This window comes from Candidatus Planktophila dulcis, from assembly GCF_002288225.1.
In the GTDB taxonomy this organism is placed as follows: Bacteria; Actinomycetota; Actinomycetes; order Nanopelagicales; family Nanopelagicaceae; genus Planktophila; species Planktophila dulcis.
The window spans coordinates 1,215,568-1,239,993 of record NZ_CP016777.1; the positions used below are offsets into that span (position 1 = coordinate 1,215,568).

At 47.2% G+C, this 24,426-nt stretch carries 25 protein-coding genes, 1 tRNA gene and 1 other RNA gene; 7 read left to right on the forward strand and 20 right to left on the reverse strand.

Going from position 1 to position 24,426, the window contains the following annotated elements; genetic code table 11:
- Positions 1 to 6 precede the first annotated feature (6 nt).
- Genes A1sIIA65_RS06315 through fbaA form a run of 5 tightly spaced genes read right to left on the reverse strand, consistent with a single transcriptional unit; the run spans position 7 to position 5,901 of the window.
- A complete protein-coding gene (locus A1sIIA65_RS06315; RefSeq protein ID WP_095676689.1) occupies positions 7 to 888 on the reverse strand; it encodes a phosphoribosylaminoimidazolesuccinocarboxamide synthase in 882 nt (293 codons plus the stop codon).
- On the reverse strand, positions 885 to 2,306 hold the full coding sequence (gene purB, locus A1sIIA65_RS06320) for an adenylosuccinate lyase (protein WP_095676690.1): 1,422 nt from the start codon (positions 2,304 to 2,306) through the stop codon (positions 885 to 887). The genes A1sIIA65_RS06315 and purB overlap by 4 nt, the downstream gene beginning before the upstream one ends.
- Positions 2,307 to 3,551, reverse strand: coding sequence for a phosphoribosylamine--glycine ligase (gene purD / locus A1sIIA65_RS06325; protein WP_095676691.1), 1,245 nt, complete (start codon positions 3,549 to 3,551; stop codon positions 2,307 to 2,309).
- Between the two features lie 3 nt (positions 3,552 to 3,554).
- Positions 3,555 to 4,838 (reverse strand): adenylosuccinate synthase, encoded by a 1,284-nt coding sequence (locus A1sIIA65_RS06330; protein WP_095676692.1) that lies wholly within the window; start codon positions 4,836 to 4,838, stop codon positions 3,555 to 3,557.
- A 28-nt stretch (positions 4,839 to 4,866) separates the two neighbouring features.
- The gene (gene fbaA / locus A1sIIA65_RS06335; protein WP_095676693.1) at positions 4,867 to 5,901 is read right to left on the reverse strand and encodes a class II fructose-bisphosphate aldolase; all 1,035 of its coding nucleotides are present in this window, start codon (positions 5,899 to 5,901) and stop codon (positions 4,867 to 4,869) included.
- Positions 5,902 to 6,289: 388 nt separating this feature from the next.
- Here fbaA and acs point away from each other — a divergent pair, with 388 nt between their 5' ends.
- Entirely contained in the window at positions 6,290 to 8,248 is a 1,959-nt protein-coding gene (gene acs / locus A1sIIA65_RS06340) for an acetate--CoA ligase (protein ID WP_095676694.1), read from the forward strand.
- Here acs and A1sIIA65_RS06345 read toward each other — a convergent pair.
- From A1sIIA65_RS06345 to nth, 3 genes are read right to left on the reverse strand one after another with little or no spacing between them, the layout of a single operon-like run.
- Positions 8,232 to 8,702, reverse strand: coding sequence for a CvpA family protein (locus tag A1sIIA65_RS06345; protein WP_095676695.1), 471 nt, complete (start codon positions 8,700 to 8,702; stop codon positions 8,232 to 8,234). The two genes, acs and A1sIIA65_RS06345, sit on opposite strands and share 17 nt — an antisense overlap.
- Complete coding sequence (locus A1sIIA65_RS06350; RefSeq protein WP_095676696.1) at positions 8,699 to 9,220, reverse strand: TlpA family protein disulfide reductase; 522 nt, start codon at positions 9,218 to 9,220, stop codon at positions 8,699 to 8,701. The genes A1sIIA65_RS06345 and A1sIIA65_RS06350 overlap by 4 nt, the downstream gene beginning before the upstream one ends.
- Complete coding sequence (nth, locus tag A1sIIA65_RS06355; protein ID WP_095676697.1) at positions 9,217 to 9,915, reverse strand: endonuclease III; 699 nt, start codon at positions 9,913 to 9,915, stop codon at positions 9,217 to 9,219. The genes A1sIIA65_RS06350 and nth overlap by 4 nt, the downstream gene beginning before the upstream one ends.
- A 17-nt stretch (positions 9,916 to 9,932) precedes the next feature.
- Between nth and A1sIIA65_RS06360 the strand changes: the two genes are divergently transcribed.
- Positions 9,933 to 10,616 (forward strand): Crp/Fnr family transcriptional regulator, encoded by a 684-nt coding sequence (locus A1sIIA65_RS06360; RefSeq protein WP_095676698.1) that lies wholly within the window; start codon positions 9,933 to 9,935, stop codon positions 10,614 to 10,616.
- On the opposite strand, the gene A1sIIA65_RS06365 is transcribed toward A1sIIA65_RS06360, so the two are convergent.
- Genes A1sIIA65_RS06365 through A1sIIA65_RS06370 form a run of 3 tightly spaced genes read right to left on the reverse strand, consistent with a single transcriptional unit; the run spans position 10,617 to position 11,682 of the window.
- Entirely contained in the window at positions 10,617 to 11,075 is a 459-nt protein-coding gene (locus A1sIIA65_RS06365) for a RidA family protein (protein WP_095676699.1), read from the reverse strand. It lies immediately after the preceding gene.
- On the reverse strand, positions 11,075 to 11,227 hold the full coding sequence (locus A1sIIA65_RS07025; protein ID WP_190277112.1) for a hypothetical protein: 153 nt from the start codon (positions 11,225 to 11,227) through the stop codon (positions 11,075 to 11,077). Before A1sIIA65_RS07025 ends, A1sIIA65_RS06365 begins: the two co-directional genes overlap by 1 nt.
- A complete protein-coding gene (locus A1sIIA65_RS06370; RefSeq protein WP_095676700.1) occupies positions 11,227 to 11,682 on the reverse strand; it encodes a GatB/YqeY domain-containing protein in 456 nt (151 codons plus the stop codon). The genes A1sIIA65_RS07025 and A1sIIA65_RS06370 overlap by 1 nt, the downstream gene beginning before the upstream one ends.
- A 14-nt stretch (positions 11,683 to 11,696) precedes the next feature.
- On the opposite strand from A1sIIA65_RS06370, the gene A1sIIA65_RS06375 reads away from it, so the two are divergent.
- Entirely contained in the window at positions 11,697 to 12,518 is an 822-nt protein-coding gene (locus tag A1sIIA65_RS06375) for a metallophosphoesterase (protein ID WP_095676701.1), read from the forward strand.
- On the opposite strand, the gene A1sIIA65_RS06380 is transcribed toward A1sIIA65_RS06375, so the two are convergent.
- Complete coding sequence (locus tag A1sIIA65_RS06380; protein ID WP_095676702.1) at positions 12,502 to 13,239, reverse strand: glycosyltransferase family 2 protein; 738 nt, start codon at positions 13,237 to 13,239, stop codon at positions 12,502 to 12,504. The two genes, A1sIIA65_RS06375 and A1sIIA65_RS06380, sit on opposite strands and share 17 nt — an antisense overlap.
- 72 nt (positions 13,240 to 13,311) lie before the next feature.
- On the opposite strand from A1sIIA65_RS06380, the gene A1sIIA65_RS06385 reads away from it, so the two are divergent.
- Positions 13,312 to 14,637, forward strand: coding sequence for a hypothetical protein (locus A1sIIA65_RS06385; RefSeq protein WP_095676703.1), 1,326 nt, complete (start codon positions 13,312 to 13,314; stop codon positions 14,635 to 14,637).
- On the opposite strand, the gene gmd is transcribed toward A1sIIA65_RS06385, so the two are convergent.
- The 7 genes from gmd to ffs all read right to left on the reverse strand — a co-directional run bounded on the left by gmd (position 14,624) and on the right by ffs (position 21,523).
- Positions 14,624 to 15,604: a GDP-mannose 4,6-dehydratase gene (gmd, locus tag A1sIIA65_RS06390; protein ID WP_095676704.1), complete on the reverse strand. Its 981-nt coding sequence runs from the start codon at positions 15,602 to 15,604 to the stop codon at positions 14,624 to 14,626. The two genes, A1sIIA65_RS06385 and gmd, sit on opposite strands and share 14 nt — an antisense overlap.
- On the reverse strand, positions 15,601 to 16,533 hold the full coding sequence (locus A1sIIA65_RS06395; protein WP_095676705.1) for a GDP-L-fucose synthase family protein: 933 nt from the start codon (positions 16,531 to 16,533) through the stop codon (positions 15,601 to 15,603). The genes gmd and A1sIIA65_RS06395 overlap by 4 nt, the downstream gene beginning before the upstream one ends.
- A gap of 19 nt (positions 16,534 to 16,552) precedes the next feature.
- Positions 16,553 to 17,647, reverse strand: coding sequence for an aspartate-semialdehyde dehydrogenase (locus A1sIIA65_RS06400; RefSeq protein ID WP_095676706.1), 1,095 nt, complete (start codon positions 17,645 to 17,647; stop codon positions 16,553 to 16,555).
- On the reverse strand, positions 17,644 to 18,915 hold the full coding sequence (locus A1sIIA65_RS06405; RefSeq protein ID WP_095676707.1) for an aspartate kinase: 1,272 nt from the start codon (positions 18,913 to 18,915) through the stop codon (positions 17,644 to 17,646). The genes A1sIIA65_RS06400 and A1sIIA65_RS06405 overlap by 4 nt, the downstream gene beginning before the upstream one ends.
- Positions 18,916 to 19,005: 90 nt before the next feature.
- Complete coding sequence (gene recR / locus A1sIIA65_RS06410; RefSeq protein ID WP_095676879.1) at positions 19,006 to 19,599, reverse strand: recombination mediator RecR; 594 nt, start codon at positions 19,597 to 19,599, stop codon at positions 19,006 to 19,008.
- Between the two features lie 11 nt (positions 19,600 to 19,610).
- A complete protein-coding gene (locus A1sIIA65_RS06415) occupies positions 19,611 to 21,359 on the reverse strand; it encodes a DNA polymerase III subunit gamma and tau (protein ID WP_095676708.1) in 1,749 nt (582 codons plus the stop codon).
- A gap of 67 nt (positions 21,360 to 21,426) precedes the next feature.
- Positions 21,427 to 21,523, reverse strand: an RNA gene (gene ffs, locus A1sIIA65_RS06420) — signal recognition particle sRNA small type.
- Positions 21,524 to 21,595: 72 nt separating this feature from the next.
- Between ffs and A1sIIA65_RS06425 the strand changes: the two genes are divergently transcribed.
- The 3 genes from A1sIIA65_RS06425 to A1sIIA65_RS06435 all read left to right on the forward strand — a co-directional run bounded on the left by A1sIIA65_RS06425 (position 21,596) and on the right by A1sIIA65_RS06435 (position 22,573).
- Positions 21,596 to 21,683 (forward strand) — tRNA-Ser (locus tag A1sIIA65_RS06425).
- Between the two features lie 111 nt (positions 21,684 to 21,794).
- A complete protein-coding gene (locus tag A1sIIA65_RS06430) occupies positions 21,795 to 22,220 on the forward strand; it encodes a hypothetical protein (protein WP_095676709.1) in 426 nt (141 codons plus the stop codon).
- A 14-nt stretch (positions 22,221 to 22,234) separates the two neighbouring features.
- Complete coding sequence (locus tag A1sIIA65_RS06435) at positions 22,235 to 22,573, forward strand: hypothetical protein (protein ID WP_095676710.1); 339 nt, start codon at positions 22,235 to 22,237, stop codon at positions 22,571 to 22,573.
- 343 nt (positions 22,574 to 22,916) lie between these two features.
- Here the strand turns inward: A1sIIA65_RS06435 and A1sIIA65_RS06440 are convergent, their stop codons facing one another.
- The gene (locus A1sIIA65_RS06440; protein ID WP_095676711.1) at positions 22,917 to 24,335 is read right to left on the reverse strand and encodes an NAD-dependent succinate-semialdehyde dehydrogenase; all 1,419 of its coding nucleotides are present in this window, start codon (positions 24,333 to 24,335) and stop codon (positions 22,917 to 22,919) included.
- Between the last annotated feature and the right edge of the window lie 91 nt (positions 24,336 to 24,426).

Sequence of the window (24,426 nt, forward strand, 5' to 3'; positions counted from 1 at the left end):
CTGTTGTTAGAACTTGCTGCCGGTAATTCGTTCAAATGCTTGCTCATATCGCGCCGCAGTTTTTTCTACTATCTCTGCAGGCAATTCTGGAGGTGTGGACTTCTTATCCCATCCACTGGAAGTCAACCAATCGCGGACAAATTGTTTATCAAATGATGGTTGTGATTTTCCAGGAGCCCAACCATCTGCCTCCCAGAAACGTGAAGAGTCAGGAGTCAGTGCTTCATCACCCAGCGTGATTTCACCTGCCATATTGATTCCAAATTCAAATTTAGTATCTGCCAAAATGATTCCGCGGCTTCGAGAAAAGTCAGCAGCTGTGTCATAGAGCCTGATAGTTAAGTCGCGAAGCTCTTCTGCTTGATCTGCGCCAACAATCTTTGCCGCACTCTCAAAATCAATATTGATGTCATGATCGCCGATTTCAGCTTTTGTGGCGGGCGTGAAGATGCTGGCTGGAAGCTGGGAACCATCTAATAACCCAGCTGGGAGTGCATTTCCACAGACTGCTTGGTTGCTCATGTATTCAGTGAGCCCGCTGCCTGTGAGATATCCACGAGCAACACATTCAATGGCAAACATCTCAAGAGGTTGAACAATGACTGCGCGATCTGCAACAGATGCCGGAACATCATCACTAATGATGTGATTTGGGACGATATCTGCAAGAAGTTCAAACCAGAAGAGTGAGAGCTGAGTAAGGATTGCGCCCTTATTGGGAATAGTTGTTGGCAATACCCAATCAAAGGCTGAGATGCGATCGGATGCGACGAGAAGAATTTCGCCAGATTCGTTTGTATAAAGGTCTCGTACTTTTCCTGTGCGCAGGTGTTTCCAGCCATCGATTGATGGTGCTGGCGGTGCGCCAGCTGCGCCGAAGCCGCTCACCGGATAGAGGCTGGTTTGTACTGCGCTGCGGCAGGGTGCGCGGATGTAATCGCATCGATGCGACTGACAACTCGGGCTACTTGTTGGCGAGCATCGCCAGTAAATTCAATAGGGTTACCAATCAGCGCATCTAGTTCTGCGCGCTTAAATGGAATGCGATCATCGCCAGCTAATGCATCAAGGAAGTTATTTGTTTTGCCTTCGCGCATACCAAGGGCAGCAGCAACTGCATGTTCCTTAATCACTTCATGTGCAACTTCGCGACCAACACCTGCTTTCACAGATGCCATCAAAATCTTTGTTGTTGCTAAAAATGGCAAGTAACGCTCAAGCTCTGCAGAGATCACTGCAGGGAATGCTCCAAATTCATTAAGAACTGTGAGCATCGTTTCAAGTAAGCCATCCATTGCATAGAAAGCATCAGGAAGTGCAACGCGGCGAACAACGCTGCATGAGACATCGCCTTCATTCCATTGATTGCCAGCGAGTTCAGAGACCATCGATGCATAGCCACGCAAAATAACGGTGAGGCCATTGACGCGCTCACATGAGCGTGTATTCATCTTATGTGGCATGGCAGATGAACCAACTTGGCCTGCTTTAAATCCTTCAGTGACAAGTTCAGCACCTGCCATCAAGCGAATCGATGTTGCAAGAGATGATGGTGAAGCAGCTAACTGAACAAGAGTGGTGAGCACTTCATAATCCAGCGAACGTGGATAAACCTGACCGGTTGAATCGAGAACGCGATCAAAGCCGAGCTCTTTTGCAATCGCTGATTCAAGTAATTGGTGTGCATCAGTAGAACCAAGCAAATCAATCGAATCTTGCGCAGTTCCTACTGGTCCCTTGATTCCGCGCATTGGGTAGCGACCCTGTAATGATGCAAGACGTTCGTATGCATAGAGAAGTTCTTCGGCTGCAGATGCAAAGCGCTTGCCAAGAGTTGTGATCTGGGCTGGGACATTATGTGAGCGACCAGCGATTGGCTGATCTGAATACTGCGCAGCTTTCACACCTAGGGCTGCAAGAAGTGCCACAGTCTTATCGTGAACAATTGCAAGACCATCGCGCACTTGAAGTGCTTCAATATTTTCTGTCAGATCACGGCTAGTCATTCCTGCATGGATTGCTTCATGTCCTGCCAGTGCGTTGAACTCTTCGATGCGGGCTTTGACATCGTGACGTGTGACTTTTTCACGTGCATCAATGGAAGCTAAATCAACTTTTGTTAATACCTTTTCATAATCCTTAATGACAGCATCAGAGATTGGGTGACCGAGCTTTGATTGAGCACGAGCAACTGCAAGCCATAGCTTGCGCTCTGCGATAATTTTCTGTTCTGGCGCAAAGACTTGGCGCATCTCATTCGATGCATAACGATCGGCTAATACGCTCACTGGTGCATTCTCCCCCATTTAATTGCCCTTCTCAGCGACCGACGCATTGAGCGCGATATCAGAGCGGTAGAACGAACCTTCTAGTTCAATCTGTGAGATTGAGCGATATGCGCGGTCGCGAGCTTCAGTCAGATCTGAACCGGTTCCAGTCACAGTCAAGACTCGACCTCCTGTTGAAAGTAGTGAGCCACCATTGAGGGCTGTGCCCGCATGGAAAACCTGTGACTTATCAATTGTGGGAATCGATGAAATAACAGCGCCTGTCTTGGGTGATTCTGGATAACCCTGCGCAGCAAGAACCACAGTGACTGCACTTTCATCGCGCCACTGCAGAACTGCATCATCTAAATTATCTGTCGCTGCGTTATAGAGAAGAGTTGCAAGCGGTGTCATCAGACGTGGAATCAACACCTGTGTCTCAGGATCACCAAAGCGCGCATTAAATTCAATGACTCGGATTCCTTCATCGGTGAGTGCTAAACCTGCATAGAGCAGACCAACAAATGGTGTGCCACGGGCAGCCATCTCAGCAATCATCGGTGCTAATACTTTTTCATATGTCTCTTCAACAATGTCATCAGGTGCCCATGGAAGTGGTGAGTAAGCACCCATGCCACCGGTGTTGGGACCTTCATCGCCATCATATGCGCGCTTGAAATCTTGGGCTGGTTGCATAGGCAGAACATTGCGTCCATCAGAAATTCCAAAGAGTGAAATCTCAGGGCCATCAAGATATTCCTCAATCACAACTCGTGAACAGCTCAGCGCATGATCTAGTGCCACTTGGCGATCATGCGTAACAACAACACCCTTGCCTGCAGCAAGTCCGTCATCTTTAACGACATAGGGAGCACCGAATATATCGAGCGCCTTTTCAATCTCTGATTGTTCAGTGCATGTGAAGCTGTGTGCAGTTGGAACACCAGCATCGCGCATCACACCTTTGGCAAAATCTTTTGATCCCTCTAATTGAGCAGCTGCCTTGGATGGACCAAAGACAGCAAAACCTGCTTCACGCAACACATCAGCAACGCCATTGACCAAAGGCACTTCAGGGCCTATCACAACAAGATCAACAGCTAATTGTTGTGCGAGTGTGAGGATTGCGCTGTTATCTGTGATTGCAACGGGATGAAGAGTTGCAAGGGATGCAATACCTGGATTACCAGGAGCTGCATGTAGTTCTGTACAACTTTTATCTGCTTTGAGTCCTAGTGCGAGTGCGTGTTCGCGACCACCGCTTCCGACTAGGAGGATTTTCATGGCTTAGATGAAATCCTTGACGACAATTGTCTGTGTGCGCCCGGGCCCAACGCCGATAGCGCTCATCGGAGCACCTGAAATCTTTTCAAGGAAGGTGATGTAATCCTGTGCATTCTTAGGAAGATCACTGAGCTTCTTAGCACCTGAAATATCTTCCTTCCAACCTGGCAAGTACTCATAGATTGGCTTTGCGTGGTGGAAATCAGATTGTGAAGCAGGTAGTTCTTCAACGCGCTTTCCATCAATCTCATATGCAACACATACTGGAATCTGATCCCAGCCAGTTAGAACATCGAGCTTAGTAAGGAAGAAATCTGTAAGTCCGTTAACGCGTACTGCATAGCGTGCAATAGGTGCGTCATACCAACCACAGCGACGAGCACGCCCAGTGGTCACACCAACTTCTCCACCGATGGTGCGAAGTTTCTCGCCATCTTCATCAAAGAGCTCAGTTGGGAATGGGCCTGAACCAACGCGAGTTGTGTAGGCCTTAACAATTCCGATCACGCGATCAATCTTTGTTGGACCGATTCCAGAGCCAGTACATGCACCACCTGCTGTTGGATTAGATGATGTAACGAATGGATAAGTACCGTGATCGACATCCAGGAGTGTTCCCTGAGAACCTTCGAGTAGTACGCGCTTTCCAGCCTTTAACGCGTTATCAAGCAAAAGCACTGTATCTGCAACGTATGGGCGCAAGATTTCTGCATATCCAAGGTATTCAGCAAGAACATCTTCAACTTCAATATCTTTACGATTAAAGACCTTGATAAGTACCTGGTTCTTATCGCGTAGTGCACCTTCGATCTTCTGACGCAAGATCGATGGATCAAAGAGATCTTGCACGCGAATACCGATGCGGTTGATCTTGTCAGCATAAGCAGGTCCGATTCCGCGACCTGTTGTGCCAATCTTTGATTTACCAAGGAAGCGCTCTGAAACTTTATCAATGGTGCGGTGATACGGAGTAATCAAGTGAGCGTTGGTTGAGATAACCAACTTACTGCAATCGATACCGCGCTCTGTTAAACCCTTGATTTCTTCCAGCAATACACCTGGGTCGATAACAACACCATTTGCGATCACAGGAATAACGTTGGGGGAGAGAATTCCTGATGGAAGTAAGTGAAGTGCATACTTCTGATCTCCGATAACAACTGTGTGTCCTGCGTTGTTGCCGCCTTGATAGCGAACTACATAATCAACGCGATCGCCGAGCAAATCGGTAGCTTTACCCTTGCCTTCGTCGCCCCACTGAGCGCCAAGAAGTACTAATGCAGGCATGGATAAAGCCTCTCCGACTCGTTGTTAATTACTTAAGTAGTGATGTGCCAGTTGAACGAAGATCTTCACAAGCAACGCCAACACGTGCAGCGATTCCTGCTTCAGCAGCCTTACCCCACGCACGTGGATCGTAAGCCTTCTTATTTCCCACTTCGCCATCGATCTTAAGAACGCCGTCGTAGTTCTTGAACATATGCTCAACAACTGGGCGAGTAAATGCATACTGAGTATCTGTATCGATATTCATCTTGATAACACCGTAATCAAGTGACTCGCGGATTTCTGTAAGAAGTGAGCCTGAACCACCGTGGAATACGAGATCCATTGGCTTGCTTCCTGCAGGAAGACCAAGCTTTTTAGCTACAGCTTCTTGGAGAGTTGCAAGAATCTTTGGCTGAAGAACAACGTTTCCTGGCTTATAAACACCGTGAACGTTTCCGAATGTTGCTGCCACCATGTAGCGAGCATTGGCATCGTGTCCAAGAGTTTCGATTGTAAGAAGTGCATCTTCAGGAGTTGAGTAGAGCTTCGCATCGTGCTTTGCCTCGATGCCATCTTCTTCTCCACCGACAACGCCGATTTCGATTTCAAGAACTGTGCGAGCTGCAACTGACTTATCTAGAAGTTCGCGAGCAACCTTCATGTTCTCTGGCATATCAACTGCTGATCCATCCCACATATGTGAGCTAAATAGTGGTTGCTTACCTTCCTTAACGCGCTGCGCACCGATTTCAAGAAGTGGACGCATGAAACCGTCGAGCTTCTCCTTGGGGCAGTGATCTGTGTGAATACCGATATTGACGTTGTAATTCTTTGCAACAACGTGTGCAAATTCTGCGAGCGCTACTGCACCATCAACCATGTGCTTAACAGTTGAACCTGAAGCGTATTCAGCGCCGCCCCATGAGAATTGAATGATTCCATCTGACTCTGCTTCTGCGAATCCACGGATTGCACCAATGATGGTCTGCGAAGATGAAACGTTGATTGCTGGGTATGCAAATGCTCCGGCCTTAGCGCGGTCCAACATTGCTGCATAAACTTCAGGGGTTGCTATTGGCATTGTGACTCCCAAGTCAGTGACTAGAACTGGTGTAAACGCTCTTGACGCACCGTTGGGTCTAAGTGAGGCTTACGCCTAATCCAACCACCTACCTCCGCGTATGAAAAATCGGCACACTCAATACGCGAGAGGAAGGGGTCTTTCCCAGGCTATGGGTGGAGGGTCTTCTGCAGGAAGGCGATCAGGCCGGCGATGAGGGCTGGATTACTCAACACCTTGAGCAAGATGGCCAGGAAAGCTGCGATTGTCATTTTTCTCCTTTCGAAATGTTCATATGTGTGAAGGTGCGCATTATTGGCAGATTAAGAAATAGAGAAATGAGCATTTGCACTCATTGTTGATAACTAATCCCTTTAAAAAGAACTCCTTCAACGGTAATCTGCTTCGCATGGCTAATGACTCAATCGAAAATCTCTCTACAGAGACCCGCACCTTTGCGCCAAGTGCGGCATTTACTGCCCAGGCAAATGCACAGGCAGCTCTCTACGGTGAGGCGGAGAAAGATCGATTAGCGTTCTGGGATAAGCAAGCAGAAGCTTTAATCTGGGAGAAGAAGTGGGATAAGACCCTTGAGTGGGAATCTCCTTATGCCAAATGGTTTGTTGGTGGAAAACTCAATGCAACAGTCTCAGCACTTGATCGCCATATTGCAGAAGGCAATGGCAACCGCACAGCTTTTCACTTTGAAGGCGAACCAGGCGATACTCGAACAATTTCTTACACACAATTACTAGCCGATGTCAGCAAAGCGGCCAACGCTCTAACATCAATTGGAATTAGTTCTGGTGATCGAGTTGCCATCTATATGCCACTAATCCCTGAAGCAGTTGTTGCGATGCTTGCCTGTGCACGTATCGGTGCTATTCACTCCGTTGTCTTCGGTGGATTCTCTGCTGACGCACTCCTGTCTCGTATTCAAGATGCTGATGCAAAGTTAGTTATCACTGCAGACGGTGGATTTAGAAAGGGTGCAGCCTTTGCACTCAAGCCAGCAGTGGATGATGCTCTTAAGGGCAAGACCAACGTTGCTCACGTACTGGTTGTAAAGCGCACAGGACAAGAGACTGCCTGGGTTGAAGGTCGTGATCTCTGGTGGCACGATCTCGTTGACCCACAAGCTTCAACGCACACACCTGAATTCTTCGATAGTGAGCACCCACTCTTTATCTTGTATACATCAGGTACAACAGCTAAACCCAAGGGAATTTTCCACACAACAGCTGGTTATTTAACCCAGGCTGCATACACACATAAAGTTGTCTTTGATATCAAACCAAGTAGCGATGTCTACTGGTGCACAGCAGATGTTGGTTGGATTACTGGCCACTCCTACATGGTTTATGGCCCACTGATTAATGGTTCAACACAAGTGATCTATGAAGGTACGCCTGATACTCCCCACAAGGGACGCATGTTCGAAATCATCGAAAAATATGGCGTCACTATTTTGTATACAGCTCCCACTCTGATTCGCACATGGATGAAGTGGGGAGATGAATTTCCTAATAAATGTAATCTCTCAACGCTTCGTCTTCTTGGCTCTGTTGGTGAACCGATTAACCCTGAAGCATGGATGTGGTATCGCCAAGTAATTGGTGGAGATAGATGTCCTATCGTCGACACATGGTGGCAGACAGAAACTGGCGCCATCATGATTTCACCGCTGCCAGGAGTTACCGCAACTAAACCAGGTTCTGCAATGAAGGCACTTCCTGGAATTAGCGCACAGGTTGTCGATGACAAAGGTGTTGCAGTACCGAATGGACATGGTGGTTTTCTTATTCTTGATAAGCCATGGCCATCGATGTTGCGCGGTGTGTGGGGCGAAGATGAACGCTATAAAGAGACTTACTGGTCACGCTTTCCTGGCATCTACTTTGCGGGAGATGGTGCAAAGCTCGATGGCGATGGCGCAATCTGGTTGATGGGCCGCGTTGATGATGTGATGAACATTTCTGGCCACCGCATCTCAACGACAGAAGTTGAATCTGCGCTGGTCTCCCATGAAGCAGTTGCAGAAGCAGCTGTCGTGGGTGCTGCAGATGCGCTCACAGGTCAAGGCATTGTTGCCTTCGTTATCTTGCGTGGTGGCGTTGCACATGCTGATGGTGATCACTTGATAAAAGAGCTACGCGATCACGTTGCCAAAGAAATTGGTGCCATCGCAAAGCCACGTCAGATAATGGTTGTGAACGAACTTCCTAAGACTCGAAGCGGCAAAATCATGCGCCGTTTACTTAAAGATGTTGCTGAAAACCGAGCTGTGGGAGATGCAACAACATTGGCAGATCCCAATGTGATGAAGCTGATCTCAGAAGGCTTGAAGTCTTCTAAAGACGAGGATTAGCCAGCGCCTTCTCAACTTCTTGACGAATATCTGCAATCACAGCAGGTGCATGCTTGCTCACCTGTAGGTAGAACTTACTTTCAGAGACCGCGTTCTGCCCAGCACTCCATGGCGCCCATAGCAAGATAGTTCCTATGACGTAGAAGGCAATGACGTACTTACCAACTTCAAGTGCTGCACCGAGCAAGGAATCAAGAAATTTCAGTGGACCGCGGATAAGAGTGAACTTCAATGTTTTTGCAATCTGAGTTCCAACCCAGGCTGCAACGTATGCACCCACAACGATTGCTGCAATAAGCCAGCCACTCTGGTCATATTTCACAACTAAATACATTGCGCCCACACCACCTGCGATAAAGAAAGCTGTGCGAAAGATTGTGGTGAGTAAGCCATTCTTATAACCGTTAAAGAAGGCACCTACTGCGATGAAGGCAATGATGAGATCAAAGATCATTTCACTCCTAAGTACTTAATCACTGATAACTCGATTTCCTCAAGAGATTTGAAAGGTCCATATTTCTTGTGGACCACCTTTCCAGATGCATCGATAAACCATGTCACAGGCACGCCCATGCCAAATTTTCCACGTGTTGAGCCATCTGCGTCATAAAGAATGGGCCAAGACATTCCATTGGACTCCACAAATTTCCTCACCACGGCCATGTTCTTCTCTTCCACCGCAATGCCAATAATTGGCACAGATCCTTGCTTTGCTATGTAATGCGCAAAGTGAGGCAACTCTTGGCGACATGGAGCACACCATGTTCCCCACACATTAATCAGCGCAGGTCCCACAATCGAATCAGCAGCCACTCCTTTCGATCCATCAAGGCAATCAAGTGCTGCACCTTCACTTGCCACGGTCTTAATATCGGCGCAGCTGACCACTTCACCTTTCACGGGAATAGGTTGCGTGAGTGAACATCCCGTAAGAGTGATAGCAGAGAGTGCGATAACAAGGAGCTTCTTCATCGGAAGTCCTTATCTGTCTTTACCAATAGCTTTGCCTTCTCTTTATCCATCTCACCAATGCCAACCGATGGACATATCTTTGCAACAGGACATGCACCGCATGCAGGCTTACGTGAATGACACACGCGCCTTCCATGCCAGATCATTCTCTGCGAAAGGTTGGTCCACTCTTTCTGCGGAATCAGTGCACCTACTTCATGTTCAACTTTGACGGGATCCATAGATGTGGTCCATTCAAATCTGCGTGAGAGTCGACCAAAGTGTGTGTCCACAGTAATTCCAGGAATATCAAATGCATGACCTAAAACAACGTTGGCAGTTTTTCTTCCCACACCTGGCAGAGTAATAAGGTCATCGAGATTTCCTGGAACTTTTCCATCAAATTCTTCTACTAACTTACTTCCAAGGCCTTTAAGGTGACGCGCTTTTGCATGATAGAAACCTGTTGAGAAGATATATTCTTCAATCTCTGCAAGAGGTGCCTTTGCATAATCTTTCGCCTTCTTATACTTCTTGAAGAGCGCTGGGGTAATAGTGTTAACTCTCTTATCTGTGCACTGCGCTGAGAGAACTACAGCCACAATAAGCTCAAGCGGATTCTTAAAATCTAATTCACAGCGGATCTCAGGGTAGGTCTTGGTCAAAATGCGATAGATAGCCCGAGCCTCTTTACGATTTTCGTTCTGGGCGACCATACGAGTAAACTACCCACGTGCCCCAAGAAGATGAAGTCGTAAGTCGCGCCCCACTCTTTACCGCCCTCGATGATGCCCAATCGGCATCACTTCGAGCCTCTATGGACTCTGTGAAAATTTCCAAGGGTGGAATCCTCTTTAAAGAAGGCGATGAAGGCGAACATGTCTATGTCATCGTGGGTGGAAAGCTCAAGCTGGGAACAGCAAGTGGTGATGGCCGCGAAAATCTTCTCTCGATCCTTGGACCAGGTGAAATGTTTGGCGAGCTCTCTCTCTTTGATCCAGGACCACGCACCTCAACTGCAACAGCAGTCACTGATGCAAAGCTCTTATCTCTAAGCCATGAGAAGTTAATCCCTTGGCTTAAGGGAAATCCGGAAGTTTCACTCCACCTTCTTGCTCGTCTTGCCCAGCGTCTTCGCCGCACGAATGAAGCAGTGGGCGATCTCGTCTTCTCAGATGTTCCAGGACGCGTTGCAAAAGCACTTATTGATTTGGGCACACGCTTTGGCAAGAAGACAGATGATGGACTCTTTGTTCACCACGACCTCACACAAGAAGAGCTAGCTCAACTCGTTGGCGCATCCCGCGAGACAGTTAATAAGGCTCTCGCTGATTTTGCAGGTCGCGGTTGGCTCAAGCTTGATGGTCGCGCAGTATTAATTACAGATCTTGAACGCCTAGAAAAGCGCGGTAAGTAATTACTTAACTTCTACAGTTAACTCAACCTCAACAGGTGCGTTAAGAGGAAGTTCAGCAACACCGAGTGCACTACGTGCGGCAATTCCAGCTTCTCCCCAGATATGCATAAAGAGCTCTGAAGCTCCATTTGCAACTGCAGGTTGTGCTGTAAATCCTGGAGCACCGTTCACATAACAAACCACGCGAACAACTTTCACAATCGAATCAATCGGTGCAACTAGCTCAACTGCAGCGAGTGCATTCAGTGCACAAATTTCAGCAAGTGCTTTTGCTTCATCGGCGGTGAGATCAGAACCGACTTTGCCTTCACGCACAATCTTTCCATCCACCATAGGAAGCTGACCTGCAGTAAAGACTAGGTTTCCGGTGCGAGTTGCAGGAACGTAAGCAGCAATAGGCTTGGATGTAATAGGAAGTGTTAATCCCTTTTCGGCAAGCTTTGCGCGAACATCAGTCATTACTTAACCTCACGCTTCATATAGGCAACGAGCTGCTCGCCACCTGGTGCTGGAATCACTGTGACAAGATCCCATCCATCAGAACCCCATGTATCAAGAATCTGCTTTGTTGCATGTGAAAGAAGTGGAACTGTTGCATATTCGAATTTCATTAGTTGCTCCCTAGCGCTGCTTTGACGAGTGATGAAACGAGTGCTCCATCTGCTTTTCCTGCAATCTGTGGCTTGATAGCGCCCATGACCTTGCCCATATCGCCAGGTCCTGATGCACCAGTTGATGCAACTGCTGCTGCGATCATCTTCTTAATATCTTCTTCGGAAAGTTGAGCAGGCAAATACTTAGCAATAACTTCGCCTTCAGCTTTTTCTTCAGCTGCCTTATCGGGGCGATTTGCCTTTGCAAACTCTTCTGCTGCTTCGCGACGCTTCTTTGCCTCACGTGAGAGAACAGTGATGATCTCATCATCGGAGAGCACGCGTGCCTCTTTGCCAGAAACCTCTTCGTTGGTGATTGCAGTCAACACCATACGGATCGTGCCTGATACAACCTTGTTGCTACTGCGAATTGCCTCGGTGAGGTCGCTCTTAAGTGTCTCTTTAAGTCCCATGGCTGTATCTTCTCATGCCTATGACATACGTTCTCCGCGAGGCTGAGATGCCTATCTTGCCACCAGGCCATGAGGATATTCGCATCCTGCATTTTTCAGACCTGCACCTAACGCCTGCGCGAAAGAATGAGATCGCAGATATCAAGTCATTTATTTCACTCAAGCCTGATCTTGTCATTAGCACCGGTGATTTCTTGGCGCATAAGAACGCTGTGCCAGTTGCCCTTGATGCACTCGATGGATTACTTCATATTCCTGGCCTCTTCGTCTTTGGCTCCAATGATTACTACGAACCAATCCCTAAAAATCCTTTGAAGTACTTGCTCCCCAATCACGGCAAGCGCAAACATGGACCAGAGCTACCCTGGCAAGAACTCGATTCCGGATTACAAGCTCGCGGATGGAAGAACATCAACACATCCCGCACCACACTCACTATTAAGAAAACAATCATTGAAGCGCGTGGCACAGATGATGCACATCTTGAATTTGATGATTACTCACTCGTTGCTGGTGAAGCTGGTAAATGTCACGTTGCAATCGGTGTTACGCACGCACCTTATTTACGTATCATCGAAGGGATGAAGAACGATAACCTCGATGCAATCTTTGCCGGCCACACACATGGTGGCCAAGTACGTCTTCCATGGCCTGGTGGATCAAAGGCACTTACAACCAATTGCGACCTTCCGAATTGGCGAGCACGCGGACTCACTGTTGTGAAAAGTGAACCACTTCTAAATGTCTCAGCCGGAATGGGAACAGGACCGTTCTCACGAATCAGAGTTGCAAGTCCACCAGAAGTTTCACTGGTGACACTTACTGCAGCTTTCTAGATTTCTTCTTTTGGCCTGGAAGATTGTAAAAAACGATACAAAATATTGCTCTGAATCCATCTTTTGCGTGGATTTTTTTACCTTCTTCATAAGTACGTCCAAAATAGCTTATTGAGACTTCAAAGAATCGTAATTTTTTAGCAGCTAATTTGGCTGTCATCTCAGGCTCCACGCCGAAACGCTTTTCCTTTAAATCTAGATTCTGGAAATGTGAAGACTTCATCGCTTTAAAACAAGTTTCCATGTCTGACAAATTTAGGTTTGTAAATGCATTGGAGAGCAATGTCAAAAATTGATTCCCTAAGAAATGCCAAAAATAGAGAACGCGTCTAACTTCACCTGTTTGGAATCTTGATCCATAAACCACATCCGCGTGGCCGCTTATTAGTGGAGCAAGAATCTTGGAGTACTGCGTGGGGTCATATTCCAAATCAGCATCTTGAATCAAAACGTATGGAAATTTGATGTTTTGAGAGGCGCTCTTTATAGCTGCTCCCTTACCCATATTTCTTGGGTGAGTAATGATTTCAACCTTTGGATTCTGGCCTATCTTCAAAAGAATCTGAGGCGTGCCGTCACTGGAGGCATCATCAACAATAATGAGCTGGCCGACTTGAGGTTGCGCGAGAACACGAGTCACGATTTGTTCAAGAGTTGATTCTTCATTAAAAGCCGGCATGACAACACTCAAAATTTCAGTTTTCCCCAGACCGGCATCCATTGAAGTCACATCTAAAGAATACCTTGCTAAATCTTCTCTCAAAAGTAGACTTGCTGAATGCTGAGGATTTCAATGTCTGGAAAAATCAAAGACTTCATCATCCTCATCCTCATCGTATTCGTAGTGGTTGGAATTTTCCCTGGAACAGGTGGAGAGGGTGCTCAGCGAGAAATTCCAGCACTCGATGAAAAACGTGACTGGTGGAATTTTTCGACTGCTGCTTTATATGGACTTTGGCCGGATGGGTATTATCCCTGGACTTTTTCACTCACTATTGCACAGCTAGTCATTTATGTATTAGGCGTGTGGCTGATCCATCGTGAACTTCAATTAAGTCAGAATAGAAAAGTATTTGACTTTATTGCATTAATCGGTGGAGTTTTTGTTTTTCAGCTATGGAGAGACTCGACACTTCTAGCTATTGAGACTCTATCTTTAGGACTACTCGTTGGGGTGAAGGCGATCCCTAGTTTTAAACAAGTGATTAGGTTTACTTCAGCTTTTCTCATTTCACTAATCGGATGTCTCTTTAAACCGGTCTTCGCGCCTCTTGTACTTCTAATATTCTTGTTGGTCTTAATATCGAAATTAAAGAGCAGAAAACTAATAGCTATTTTATCAATTCTTGCATTTATTTTTGCAATTCTTCCAATTGGATTAGACAAAATCTTGTCGAACAACTTTCAACTGCGTAAGAGTTACCCAGAACAACAAGTTTTCATATACGACCTTTCGAAACTATATTGCTGGGGCTATTCCCCCGAAGTTACCTCTAGCGCAAAAACACTTTTAAGCGGTATTTTGGAAAACAAAAATGACTATGAGTCTGTCTGTGCTTCCTTGTCTCCAACTGGTTGGGATAGTTTGCATGTTCAGATTCCGGAGGTGAACTCATCTCCCGCGCTAAGAATAATTGAAGCCGGAGAGGAAAGAACCCTGAATGAATTGAAATCAGGGTGGGCGAGAACCATTTTGGCTCATCCCATGGAATGGCTAATGACTAAATCTTCTGATGCAACGCAGGTTCTTTTCATGGCAAACGCGTTCCATATGCCTGGACTCTACGCGAATTCAACAGGTCTGTTCACTTCCGTTGGGGACCAAGTAATTAGGATAATTCTTGTGCCATTTCACATTTTGGATAAGATTCGAGTTTTTACTCTTGCGTTTACTCTAATCTTTGGGTTATTTATGATCTATCGAAATCGTTCAAGTTCTCTGTTCTCTAAGTCAAAGGAGCAGATATTATTCAAATTTCTACTAATAAATTTTGCGATCACGAGTTTCGCAACTGTTGCATTCATTGCCAATAATGGTAGGTATGTCTTACCGTACCTTTTAATGTCTTACTTTTACTTGATTATTTCTTGTGACCGAGAAAAAGTTAAATCCCTCTAGCAATATCGGCATCAACCATAAGTTCTGCAAGCTCTTTCCAATGAGTTGTAGCTTTCCAATTAAGGGCCTTTGTTGCCTTTGATGGATCACCGATAAGTGCATCAACTTCTGTCGGACGGATGTACTTCTTATCTGTCTCAACATGGTCAGCCCAATTAAGTCCTGCGCGTGAAAACGCTGCTTCTGCAAAGTCTTTCACTGTAGCTCCAACGCCGGTTGCAACAACGTAATCAGATGGCTTATCTTGCTGAAGCATCAACCACATTGACTCGACATACTCTTTTGCATAACCCCAGTCGCGTACTGCATCAAGGTTTCCAAGGAATAGTTTGTCTTGCTTGCCCGCCTTGATGGCAGCAACTGCGCGTGTAATTTTGCGAGTAACGAATGTTTCACCGCGACGAGGTGATTCGTGATTAAAGAGAATTCCGTTTGTTGCATGAAGTCCATAGCCATCGCGGTAGTTGACTGTGCACCAGTAGGCCATCAACTTTGCAGCTGCATACGGCGATTGTGGACGAAATACTGAATTCTCATTCTGTGGTGGTGGAGTTGAACCAAAGAGTTCCGATGTTGATGCTTGATAGAAACGGATATCAAGGTCAGCTGAGCGAATCGCTTCAAGAAGACCCACGGCACCGACTGCATCAACTTGACCTGTGTATTGAGGCATGGTGAAAGAGACCTGAACGTGTGACTGTGCACCGAGGTTATAAACCTCAGTTGGTTTGATTTCACGGATGAGGTTGGTAAGTCCAACACCATCAATCAAATCTCCGTAGTGCAAGAAGAGCTTTGGGTTCTTCTCATGTGGGTCTTGGTAGATGTGATCGATGCGAGATGTATTAAATGTTGAGGAACGACGGATTAGGCCGTGTACTTCATAACCCTTAGCAAGCAAGAACTCTGCAAGGTATGAACCATCTTGGCCGGTAACACCAGTAATTAGTGCAACTTTTCTACTCATCGTCTAGCCACTCCCTTTGCAGATGCATCTTTATACCAAGCGATAGTTGATGCAATTCCATCGCGGAGAGAAATCTTCGGTGCCCAACCTAGCGATTTTGCCTTCGAAACATCAAGGACCTTGCGTGGAGTTCCATCGGGTTTTGTTGAATCCCATGCAATTTGACCCTTAAAGCCAGCTAATTCAGCGACTAGCTCTGCAAGTTCTTTAATTGTCAGGTCTTCACCACTGCCGATATTTAGATGTTGAGAAGAGTCATACGTTGATCCAAGATGCACAACTGCTGCTGCCAAATCATCAACATGGAGGAACTCACGCTTTGGTGAACCGGTCCCCCATAGAGTCTCTGTTGCAACGTTGTTCTGTGTTGCCTCAACAAAGCGGCGGATAAATGCAGGAAGAACGTGTGAGCCTTGTAGTTCAAAGTTGTCGTTTGGGCCATAGAGATTTGTTGGCATAAGTGAGATCCATGTGCGGCCATACTCTTTACGGAAAGATTTAATCAGTTCGATTCCGGCAATCTTTGCAATTGCATAGGCAGAGTTTGTCTCCTCCAGTGGACCAGTCAGCAAATACTCTTCTTTGATTGGCTGTGCGCAATCGCGTGGATAAATACAACTGGAACCAAGGAAGATGAACTTCTCAACATCGGCAGCATGCGCTGCCTCCATCAGATTGCTCTGGATGCGCACATTATCTGAAAGGAACTCAACCGGAAATGCGTTATTGGCACCGATTCCGCCAACCTTGGCAGCTGCATCGACAACCAGTGTTGGCTTAGTTTTCTTTAAGAAGGCCGTCGTTGCATCGCGATCAAGCAGGTCAACTACTGTGCGATTAACTGCAATGACCTCAGCACCTGTTGCCTGATAGGCGCGCACGATTGCAGAGCCCGCAAGACCTGTTCCGCCTGCGACAACGATTGTCATGGTTGCAGTCTAGTTGCGGTTAGCGTGTGAATTCAGCAGCAACGAGTTCTGCAATTTGTGCAGTATTTAACGCAGCTCCCTTGCGTAAGTTATCTCCGCATACAAAGAGGTCAATCGCCTTTGGATTATCCAAAGACTGACGAACGCGGCCAACCCATGTTGGATCTGTTCCAACAACATCAGCCGGAGTTGGGTACTCCTTCTTCTCTGGATTGTCATAGAGAAGAACGCCTTCAGCCTTCTTCAGCGCATTCTGTGCAGCTTTACGGGTAACAACCTTTGAGAAAGCAGCGTGGACTGTGAGTGAGTGAGTTGTAATCACCGGAACGCGAACACAGGTAACAGCAACTTTAAGTTTTGGCATTCCAAGAATCTTGCGTGATTCATTACGAACTTTGAGCTCTTCGGATGAGTAACCATCTTCTTTGAGTGAACCTGCCCATGGGACAACATTCATTGCAAGAGGAGCTGGGAATGGACCAAGATCTGTAATGACTTCTCGAAGATCTTTAGCAACAGATCCCAGGTTCTTGCCTGCAACCTTTGAAATCTGATCATGCAAAGCATCAATGCCAGGTTGTCCGGCACCTGATGCTGCCTGGTAGGAAGAGACAACAAGTTCCTTTAGACCAAACTTCTTATCAAGTGCGCCCATTGCAACAATCATCGAAAGAGTTGTGCAGTTTGGGTTAGAGATAATTCCCTTAGGACGCTTCTTAATGTCCTTTGGATTAACTTCAGGAACAACCAAGGGAACTTTCTTATCCATACGAAATGCACCTGAGTTATCAACAACAACTGCCCCACGCTGTGCTGCAATCGGTGCCCACTCAGCAGAGATCTCATCTGGAACATCGAACATTGCAATATCAATTCCATCGAAAGCTTCAGGAGAAAGTGCAACAACTGTGAGTTCTTCACCGCGACAGGTCAACTTCTTACCTGCGCTACGAGCAGATGCAATCAGACGAATCTCGCCATAAACATTCTTACGCTTGCTCAAGATGTCGAGCATGACTGTGCCGACCGCACCTGTTGCACCAACTACAGCAAGGGATGGAAGTTTCTTTGCAGCCTTTACTTTCTTAGCTGGCTTTGCACTCTTCTTTGTCATCGACCTGTTCCTCCATATACAACTGCTTCAATCTGATCAGCATCTAGGCCAAAAGCTGAGTGTGCGGCCTTTGCTGCGCGCTCAACATCAGCCTCTCGAACGATGACAGAGATGCGGATTTCAGAGGTTGAAATCATCTCGATATTCACGCCTGCATCAGCCATAGATGCAAAGAAGGTAGCTGTCACGCCTGGGTGTGAACGCATTCCTGCGCCGACGAGTGAAAGCTTTCCAATGGTGTCGTCATAAATTATTGATGCAAATCCAACTTCACCTTGAATGCGCTGTAAGACACCAGTTGCCTTCTGTCCTTCAGCTTTTGGAACAGTAAAAGAAATATCGGTAAGGCCAGTAGCGGCTGCAGATACGTTCTGCACAATCATGTCGACGTTGATGTCGTTATCGGCAATCGCTTGGAAGATGCGCGCTGCAATACCCGTGCGGTCTGGAACACCCACGATCGTGACCTTTGCCTCTGACTTATCGTGCGCTACGCCAGAGATGATTGCTTGCTCCATGGTGCCTCCTTCAGGATGGTTTTCAACCACCCAGGTTCCTTCGTTAGGTGAGAAAGATGAACGGACGTGAATCGGTAAATTGAAACGGCGTGCATATTCAACGCAGCGCAAGTGAAGAACCTTTGCACCTGCTGCAGCAAGTTCTAACATCTCTTCATAAGTAACAGTCTTAAGTTTGCGAGCAGCTGGAACAACGCGAGGATCTGCAGAAAATACTCCGTCGACATCTGTGTAAATCTCACAGACATCAGCATCAAGGGCTGCAGCGAGTGCGACTGCAGTTGTGTCAGATCCACCACGACCTAAGGTTGTGATGTCCTTTGTATCCTGCGAAATTCCTTGGAAGCCAGCAACGATTGCAATTGCACCGCTATCGATTGCTTCGCGAATACGTCCTGGTGTCACATCGATGATGCGCGCTTTGCCATGGACAGAATCTGTAATCACTCCAGCTTGGGATCCAGTAAAGGACAACGCTTCAAAACCTAAATTGTTAATTGCCATGGCAAGCACTGCCATAGAAATTCGCTCACCGGCTGTGAGCAACATGTCGAGCTCACGCCCCTGTGGAATTGGAGTCACAGCATTGGCAAGCTCGATCAATTCATCAGTGGTATCGCCCATGGCGCTGACAACAACAACGACCTGATTGCCGGCCTTCTTTGTTGCAACGATGCGGGCGGCAACGCGCTTCATGCCCTCGGCATCAGCGACGGAGGAACCGCCAAACTTCTGAACAATCAGACCCATGGGCTAAGTGTGAAGCACGAGAAAAGATGGCGCTAGCCATTAATTGGAAAATCCTAATATATGAGACGGCCCACCGCCCATATAGTGAGACTAAAGGGTGGTACGTCCCTCAAATGCTCGACCGAGCGTGACTTCATCGGCATATTCCAGATCTCCGCCGACAGGTAGTCCTGATGCAAGGCGTGAGACGTTGATGCCCATCGGCTTAATCAGGCGAGCTAGATAGGTAGCTGTCGCCTCTCCCTCAAGGTTGGGATCGGTGGCCAAGATGATTTCAGTAATCGTTGAATCAGCTAAACGCTGCATCAATTCACGAATGCGTAGCTGATCAGGGCCAATTCCATCGATAGGACTGATCGCTCCTCCAAGCACGTGATACTTGCCGCGAAATTCTCGTGTACGTTCGATGGCAATCACATCTTTACTCTCTTCAACAACACAGATCTTTGTGCCATCGCGTCGTGGATCACGACAGATGCGACATTCAGCCTCCTCTGAGACATTGCCACATTGCGTGCAGAACTTCACTCGCTCTTTCACGGTGCGCACTGCCTCAACAAGACTTGCTGCAATCTCTGAATCTGATTGCAAGATATGAAATGCGATGCGCTGAGCAGACTTTGGTCCGATTCCAGGCAGGCGCCCTAAAGCATCAATCAGATCTTGAATCGCACCTTCATACATTCCGGTAGACATTAGTCGTGGTTCGTTTCGCTAATGACAGTTGCACCGAGTTCGGCTGCAAGGAGTGCGGCCCCCGAAAGCTGTGTGGCATCTGTTGGCGCTTCCGATGTTCTGACTGCGCGCGCTTCGGGAGTAGCAGTTGTATCGATACTCGGATCGACAGTTACTTCAATCTTGCGATCAAGGCCTACAACTTCAATAAATGCTTGTCGCAAAATCTCATCCGATTCACTGCGCACAAATGAATCACGGGCACCAGCATTAACAATGCCAATCGTGATGATCTTCTCATCCACACCAAGGATCTGTGCACTGGCTGAAAGCAGTGACCAGGTAAGGCGGCGGCGCTTCTTCACATTCTCAATCACATCTGGCCATAAGCGGCGAAGGCCTGCAACATCCATGGAATCAATACGTCGCTCAGGTGCTGCAGGTGCTTTCTCTTCCTTAACAACTGCGGCAACAACTTCTTCCTTTGCCTTAGCTGCCTTTGTAGGCACTTCACGCTTTGCCTCAGCTGTTACTGGGCTGATGTAATCAGCAGGATCTGCAGCTGGTGCCTTTGCAGCAGGTGCTGCAGCACGTGGTTGAGGAGCAATGGATTCAACGCGTTCTAAGCGTTCAATACGTGCAAGAAGTCCTGCCTCGCTGGAATCTCCCATAGGCAAGAGGATGCGTCCGCAGATGAGTTCAAGAATTAAACGAGGAGCAGTGGCACCACGCATCTGTGTAAGACCTTCAGCTGCAATATCTGCAGCGCGTGAAAGAGATGCTTGCCCGATGCTCTTTGCTTGAACGCGCATACGTTCGAGTTGATCATCAGGTAGCTCACGCAAAATACTGTTGGCATTAGTTGCCTCTAACGCATCCACAATCATCAGATCACGCAGACGTTCAAGTAAATCTTGTGTGAAGCGACGTGGGTCATGCCCTGATTCAATAACGCGATCAACTGTCTTAAAGAGCGTTGCACCATCACGAGCAGAGATTGCATCCATCGCATCATCAAGGAGTGCGCCATCAGTAAAGCCAAGTAGCTGAATTGCAATTTCATAGCTGACGCCATCTTTTCCAGCACCAGCGAGAAGCTGGCCAAGGACAGAGAGCGCATCACGCACAGAGCCCCCAGATGCTCGTACTACAAGTGGAATAACGCCCTTAGCGACTTTGACGCCTTCTGATTCGCAGACCTTCTCAAGATGTGTTCCAAGGATTCCAGGTGGTACTAAACGAAATGGATAGTGGTGTGTTCGAGAGCGAATAGTTGAAATCAACTTCTCTGGCTCTGTTGTAGCAAAGATAAAGATGACGTGTGCTGGTGGCTCTTCAACTACTTTAAGGAGTGCATTAGCAGCACCCGGCCCAAGCTGGTGAGCCTCATCGATAATGTAAATCTTATACTTGCTCTGCACTGGTGCAAAGAATGCTTTATCGCGAAGATCGCGGGCATCATCAACTAATCCGTGTGTAGCTGCATCGAGTTCGATGACATCGATAGAACCTGGGCCATTGGCAACGAGATCAGAACACGATTGGCACTTGCCACATGGATTAGGTGTTGGGCCCTTTTCACAGTTGAGTGAGCGCGCCATGATGCGAGCGCTAGAAGTCTTGCCGCAACCGCGTGGACCGCTAAAGAGATATGCGTGATGAGTTTTACCTGATTCAAGCGCGTTAGATAAAGGAACAGTGACATGTTCTTGCCCGATGACATCTGCAAATACAGAGGGGCGATACTTTCGATATAACGCTAACGACATCTTTATCTACTCTCGTTAAGGCCGCGATTCAATTCACTTCTAATTGACCGAGACTTACTTATTCACTTCTAGGGACCTCCGGTGCACCCGCCAGAGCGTACCTACCCTTGCTGTATTCCTACCCTGGGGGAGTTCGGCACGGTGACGTCGCACCGGAGATCTGAGCCAATCTTATGTGTCAGGGCTGACGCTACGCACCGCTACCCTTGGGGCGTTAAGGCTCGCGCCTTAGCGCTGGAGGATTCGCATAGCGGCCGAGTGCGCACGCTTGGAAAGCGTGTATAGGGAAACCTATCGAGGGTTCAAATCCCTCATCCTCCGCCAGAATGACTGTGGATAACCCAATTCAGATTCTCTGAGATTTTGAAATTCTCGGGCATGGATAAATTTCTTCACATACGAACAGCCTCGATTTCCTTAATCTGTGCTCTCTTTATGTCATCTTCATCTCAAGCAAATGGCGTTGGAACGGTTGTTACTCTGCCCAAAACAAAGTGCTTCATCGAAGTCCAAAATGCTCATATCTCAACTTCAATCTTTGAGCAGCAGGGTCGTTTAGCAGTGAAAGTGAATGCGACTTCAAAATGTAATGTTCCACAAAGTAAAGTCGTCTTGACGGTCAAAATATTTAAAGAAGGTTTCGGTGCTCCGCATCTTGTAGCCCAGCGAAGCACCCGAGCCGATGACCCAAAATCGCAAGGCTTCCTGGTGAAAAATCAATTCACATTTGCTTACTGTAAGAACACAGCAAAATCTAAGTATTACGGTGTGGCTTCAGCTCGAGCAACCATTCGAGGAAAGCGCTATTTAACACCGCCGGTCTGGTCTGAGAAAACTCTTGAACTCCAATGCGGCACCTGAGTTAGACTTTGTTCATGAGTGAAAACCTAGACAACTTCATGAGCGATGCGGATTTGGCGTGGGAACGTTCTTACTTCTCTCTGATGGCGGATTTAAAGAGAAAGAATTTGTCGAGGTACGAAGATCTAGCGGTTAGATTATCGGCTGGGGGCGAAGAGATACTCGAACTACCAACTAGAACTTACAAAATTTCAGTGGACAGAAACGGTTGTGGATATAGCTGTAGAGAAGAAGTAGGGATGGACTTTCAAAGATTGGGATGGACGAAACTCCCCCAAAATCCCTCCGAAAGAATTACTGCCATTACAGATGTGTTGGCTGAATGTGAAGCAAGAGCTCAGATAGACGTCTGAGTAATGTATTGAATCTCAACGCCTAGGTACTTAGTCTGCGAAAGGCTATAGCTTACGAAGCGATGGATGTAGTCGTAATCGTTGGCAGCGATAGATGCTTATTAGACATCAAGCTTGAATACCCGCACTCGTCGCAGAGAATCATTGGACCGTTTTCTGCATTCATGACTAGTTCGAGGTCTTGAGAACGACACAAGAAGCACTCTGGTAGAGAGTTAATTTGTGACATGACAACCCCTTCCTATTGCATTGATTCGGCTGGGGAAGCAGCTAAATCATCCGCCGAGGCGCTGGGCTACTGGTGAGTTGAGAGTGAATGTTCGGTAAATAACAGTTGAAGAATTTAGATCTCAACGCCTATGTATTTAGTCTGCAAGAACTCGTGAACTCCGTCGAAGCCACCTTCGCGACCAAGTCCTGATTGCTTCACGCCACCAAATGGCGCTGCAGGATCTGAGAGAAGTCCGCGGTTGATACCAACCATGCCAGCTTCAATTCCTTCAGCAAAGCGAATTGCGCGCTTGAGATCTTCTGAATACACGTAACTAATAAGTCCGTATTCAGTGTCATTGGCCATCTTCAAAGCTTCTTCATCTGTATCAAAGAGAACTACAGGAGCCACAGGCCCAAAGACTTCATTGGCAAGGATTTCATCATCTTTCGAAACTTCAAGAACTGTTGCAGGATAGAAAGCGCCAGCACCTTCAGGAGTTGTTCCACCGAGGTGAACCTTTGCACCTCCTGCTTTAGCTGCATCAACAAGTTCTGCAATCTTGTTACGTTCCTTCATAGAAACACTTGCACCAAGTTGCGTGCCAGCTTCACGACCAACGCCCATTTTTAGCGATGCCATCGCCTTCGTAAATTCTGCGATGAACTTATCGCCGATAGAGCGTGCAACATAGATGCGATTTGCTGCGGTGCATGCTGCTCCTCCATTGCGCATCTTTGCCATCATCAAACCTTTAACTGCCTCTTCGATATTGGCATCATCGAGAACAACAAATGGTGCATTGCCACCGAGCTCCATAGAGCAGCGGATTACTTGATCGGCTGCTTCCTTCAGAAGAATTTTTCCAACAAATGTTGAACCAGTAAATGAAAGATTCTTTACTCGTGAATCGTGAAGCACTTTGCTAATACCAGGACCAGTTTGTGCAGGAAGAATGACGTTGAGAACTCCCTTAGGAAGTCCGCAGCGTTCCAGGATGTCAACGATGGCCAGAGCTGTCAGTGGAGTTTCACCTGCAGGTTTGAGAATCATTGTGCAGCCGGCAGCAACTGCTGGACCAATCTTGCGTGTAGCCATACCTGCAGGGAAGTTCCATGGAGTAATAAGCAGTGAGACGCCAATAGGTTGGTGAGTGACAAGGATGCGCTTATCTCCAGATGGAGCCATACGGAAATCACCAGAGATGCGAACAGTCTCTTCAGCAAACCAACGGAAGAATTCTGCTGCGTAATTAACTTCTGCCTTGGCATCCGGTAGCGCCTTGCCATTTTCCTTAGAGATCAGCTCTGCTAGGTAATCAGCTTCAGTAATCATCATTTCAAATGCTTTGCGCAAGATTTCACTGCGAACGCGAGGTGCGGTTTTGGCCCATGAGGCGGCGGCGCGGTCAGCGGCATCAACAGCTGCGAGGTTCTGTTCATCGCTTGAAGTAGCAACTTTGGCGATAACTGAGCCATCGCTGGGATCGATAACGTCCAAAGTCCCGCTTCCATCGACCCATTGACCATCTATATATAACTGTGTGCGCATAGGATTAGCATACTTACGAGAATTCAACGGGTCACCTAAAATGGTTACCTAGGCAGCGGTGATGCTCTAGATGCAACGCCAAAGGGAGTAG

Coding starts and splice junctions, on each gene's coding strand:
- A1sIIA65_RS06345 (WP_095676695.1), bottom strand. CDS start 8,702: ATGATCTTTGATCTCATCATTGCCTTCATCGCAGTAGGTGCCTTCTTT.
- A1sIIA65_RS06415 (WP_095676708.1), bottom strand. CDS start 21,359: ATGTCGTTAGCGTTATATCGAAAGTATCGCCCCTCTGTATTTGCAGAT.
- A1sIIA65_RS06405 (WP_095676707.1), bottom strand. CDS start 18,915: ATGGGTCTGATTGTTCAGAAGTTTGGCGGTTCCTCCGTCGCTGATGCC.
- A1sIIA65_RS06330 (WP_095676692.1), bottom strand. CDS start 4,838: ATGCCTGCATTAGTACTTCTTGGCGCTCAGTGGGGCGACGAAGGCAAG.
- A1sIIA65_RS06385 (WP_095676703.1), top strand. CDS start 13,312: ATGTCTGGAAAAATCAAAGACTTCATCATCCTCATCCTCATCGTATTC.
- A1sIIA65_RS07025 (WP_190277112.1), bottom strand. CDS start 11,227: ATGAAATTCGAATATGCAACAGTTCCACTTCTTTCACATGCAACAAAG.
- recR (WP_095676879.1), bottom strand. CDS start 19,599: ATGTATGAAGGTGCGATTCAAGATCTGATTGATGCTTTAGGGCGCCTG.
- acs (WP_095676694.1), top strand. CDS start 6,290: ATGGCTAATGACTCAATCGAAAATCTCTCTACAGAGACCCGCACCTTT.
- A1sIIA65_RS06365 (WP_095676699.1), bottom strand. CDS start 11,075: ATGACTGATGTTCGCGCAAAGCTTGCCGAAAAGGGATTAACACTTCCT.
- A1sIIA65_RS06380 (WP_095676702.1), bottom strand. CDS start 13,239: ATGGATGCCGGTCTGGGGAAAACTGAAATTTTGAGTGTTGTCATGCCG.
- A1sIIA65_RS06400 (WP_095676706.1), bottom strand. CDS start 17,647: ATGACAAAGAAGAGTGCAAAGCCAGCTAAGAAAGTAAAGGCTGCAAAG.
- A1sIIA65_RS06395 (WP_095676705.1), bottom strand. CDS start 16,533: ATGACAATCGTTGTCGCAGGCGGAACAGGTCTTGCGGGCTCTGCAATC.
- purB (WP_095676690.1), bottom strand. CDS start 2,306: ATGGGGGAGAATGCACCAGTGAGCGTATTAGCCGATCGTTATGCATCG.
- nth (WP_095676697.1), bottom strand. CDS start 9,915: ATGGTCGCCCAGAACGAAAATCGTAAAGAGGCTCGGGCTATCTATCGC.
- purD (WP_095676691.1), bottom strand. CDS start 3,551: ATGAAAATCCTCCTAGTCGGAAGCGGTGGTCGCGAACACGCACTCGCA.
- A1sIIA65_RS06430 (WP_095676709.1), top strand. CDS start 21,795: ATGTCATCTTCATCTCAAGCAAATGGCGTTGGAACGGTTGTTACTCTG.
- gmd (WP_095676704.1), bottom strand. CDS start 15,604: ATGAGTAGAAAAGTTGCACTAATTACTGGTGTTACCGGCCAAGATGGT.
- A1sIIA65_RS06375 (WP_095676701.1), top strand. CDS start 11,697: ATGCCTATGACATACGTTCTCCGCGAGGCTGAGATGCCTATCTTGCCA.
- A1sIIA65_RS06435 (WP_095676710.1), top strand. CDS start 22,235: ATGAGTGAAAACCTAGACAACTTCATGAGCGATGCGGATTTGGCGTGG.
- A1sIIA65_RS06440 (WP_095676711.1), bottom strand. CDS start 24,335: ATGCGCACACAGTTATATATAGATGGTCAATGGGTCGATGGAAGCGGG.
- fbaA (WP_095676693.1), bottom strand. CDS start 5,901: ATGCCAATAGCAACCCCTGAAGTTTATGCAGCAATGTTGGACCGCGCT.
- A1sIIA65_RS06350 (WP_095676696.1), bottom strand. CDS start 9,220: ATGAAGAAGCTCCTTGTTATCGCACTCTCTGCTATCACTCTTACGGGA.
- A1sIIA65_RS06370 (WP_095676700.1), bottom strand. CDS start 11,682: ATGGGACTTAAAGAGACACTTAAGAGCGACCTCACCGAGGCAATTCGC.